Below are 2,275 nucleotides of genomic sequence, written 5' to 3'. Positions count from 1 at the left end.
TAGTCGAATCAGGACGCATACCATCATCTTGAGCATGAACCTTACCTTTGCTATCAATAATCGGCGTTACTTCAGACATTCTATTTTCAGCATAAGCTTTTGCCAGTTTTAAATGACTTTGTACAGAATACTCATCCATCTGTTCGCGGGTAATATTAAAGCGGTAAGCGACTTTTTCGGCTGTTTGTCCCATGTTGATGCCAACGATCGGATCAGTAAGCCCGCGTAGTAATGCAATTACTGGAGCAAGATAAGAGGGTCTGAATTGGCTTACAAGACCGAGTTTTTGACCAAAACTTTTAGCTCCATACCAATTAGCTAGCCAGGAAACCATTTTATGATTAAATAATAAAGGGGCATGGCTCATAGCCTCTGTGCCACCTGCAAGAACCAAATCACTGCGACCACTAGCTATGTCTATAGCAGCATTATCCAGTGCCTGCATACCTGAAGCGCAATTTCTCATTACGGTAAACGCAGGAACGTTATTACCGCACCCTAAGCGTAAAGCGACCACTCGTGCAATGTTGGCCTCATCAGGTCCAGGCATGGCACTACCTAGAATCACTTGATCCAAGTCAGTAGGAGAAAATGGTTGTCGATTTAATAAAGTCATCCCTGCAGCTACTGCTAAATCAGATCCAGAAAAAGGACCTATGCCCTTGGCCTTAAGATATGGGGTCCGACTCCCATCAACGACATACACGTCTCGACCACTTAAATTCGACTTTTGTTTCATTGATCCTCCTTAATAATTATTTTCGATCAAGCCACTGACAATGTCCTGATTTTTATAGTGTTTAAGAGTAGCAGTAAACAAGAAATTTTGGAAATTATAAAAAGAACTAAATTCTAAGATTAATAAATAATAAAGTTTAGTCTACAGTCTGTTGCCATTTCTAAAGCGCCGCTAACTTCAATCATATAATTATCTTCATTTCTTGTGCCATAAAGAATTTCAAGCGAGTGAATTAACTCCGCTAATTTATCATCCACGTCAATAATTTTAATTTGATTTAATCGTGCCAAAATGGAATCAACATCAGATAATTCATGGCGTTTAATTTGTTTCATAATCGAAGCCACTTCGTGACCATGTCGTAGGGAGAAAACAGGAAATAAATAGGTACAATAGTTCGCGTTTTTGCTCTGTGCTACATAGGACTTAAGTTGCATATAGATGTCATCTATACAATATTGCAGATCTTGAAAGTTACCTATTGCACCAATAAATTCATCAAATTCGTCATTGCAACCTAAATAAGGTAAGAGAAAATTTAAAAGATCAGTTGTCACATCAAATTGATGCCTAATTTGCAATAACAAAGCACACATCACGTAGCTAAATGGGTAAATAGCGCATGACACCTTATATTTTAGCTGGCCAAGAACCTCTCGCTCAATTTTAGTCAACATATTGATATAAAAGATATCAGGAATTGAATTATATTGACTGGCATAAGAAAAGAAGCTGCCATACTCAGAATCCTGACGCTCCATTTTATATTGTTTACTTAACGCTGCAAATATTTTCTTATTCTTAATTAGCTTTATAAACGTTTTATTACCTACATGTAGATCATATGCAGCCTTGGTATGAACAATTACTAATCCAATACACAATCTGGAAAAATCAGATAATGAAATGTCTCTACTCTCATTTTTTTTTGCAAAAAAGAAGAGATCTTTAATAATCCCCATAAGCATCAAAGCTTCAAATGGCTTTTTACCGTATAAATGATCTAATAGAAAAAATAAATACTCAACAAACAAAGTTGCTTCTTTTTTATTTGTTTTACAAATCTGTCGTGCCAAATGTTTTAATAGTTCAATATGCCACATGAGGAAAGAATATTAAGATTTTGTCCTTATTTATTAACACAAATTTTTTTATATTAACATGTATTGGATTTTTAATGACCATATAGATTTATTTAAGCCCTTAATTTAACAAATATTATTTTTATTTAGCTGATAATAAAATTTGTGTTGACGTCCTCAAAAATTTTGATATACTGCCGAACAATTGATTGGAGAGATGGCCGAGTGGTCGAAGGCGCTCCCCTGCTAAGGGAGTATGGGAGAAATCCCATCGAGGGTTCGAATCCCTCTCTCTCCGCCAATCGACGCGCCCGTAGCTCAGTTGGATAGAGTATTTGGCTACGAACCAAAGGGTCGGAGGTTCGAATCCTTCCGGGCGCGCCACTTTTTAAAAAGTAGGGGTCTTTCGGGTCTTTCCCAATTACGGGGGCACTCACCAGTTAACAACAGAGCA

At 37.1% G+C, this 2,275-nt stretch carries 2 protein-coding genes and 2 tRNA genes; 2 read left to right on the top strand and 2 right to left on the bottom strand.

Translation table 11 applies throughout. The features are described 5' to 3' along the window. On the bottom strand, positions 1-739 hold a 739-nt coding region (locus LDG_RS12510; RefSeq protein WP_040535756.1), incomplete at its 3' end, for a thiolase family protein. Positions 740-858: 119 nt separating this feature from the next. Further along, entirely contained in the window at positions 859-1,842 is a 984-nt protein-coding gene (locus tag LDG_RS12505) for a hypothetical protein (protein WP_006871750.1), read from the bottom strand. Between the two features lie 190 nt (positions 1,843-2,032). Between LDG_RS12505 and LDG_RS12500 the strand changes: the two genes are divergently transcribed. Both LDG_RS12500 and LDG_RS12495 read left to right on the top strand, forming a co-directional pair. Next, positions 2,033-2,122, top strand: a tRNA-Ser gene (locus LDG_RS12500). A gap of 6 nt (positions 2,123-2,128) precedes the next feature. Further along, a tRNA-Arg gene (locus tag LDG_RS12495) sits at positions 2,129-2,205 on the top strand. Positions 2,206-2,275 lie beyond the last annotated feature (70 nt).

The organism is Legionella drancourtii LLAP12 (assembly GCF_000162755.2).
GTDB classification, from domain to species: Bacteria; Pseudomonadota; Gammaproteobacteria; order Legionellales; family Legionellaceae; genus Legionella; species Legionella drancourtii.
This window is presented reverse-complemented; position numbering and strand designations above follow the sequence as displayed.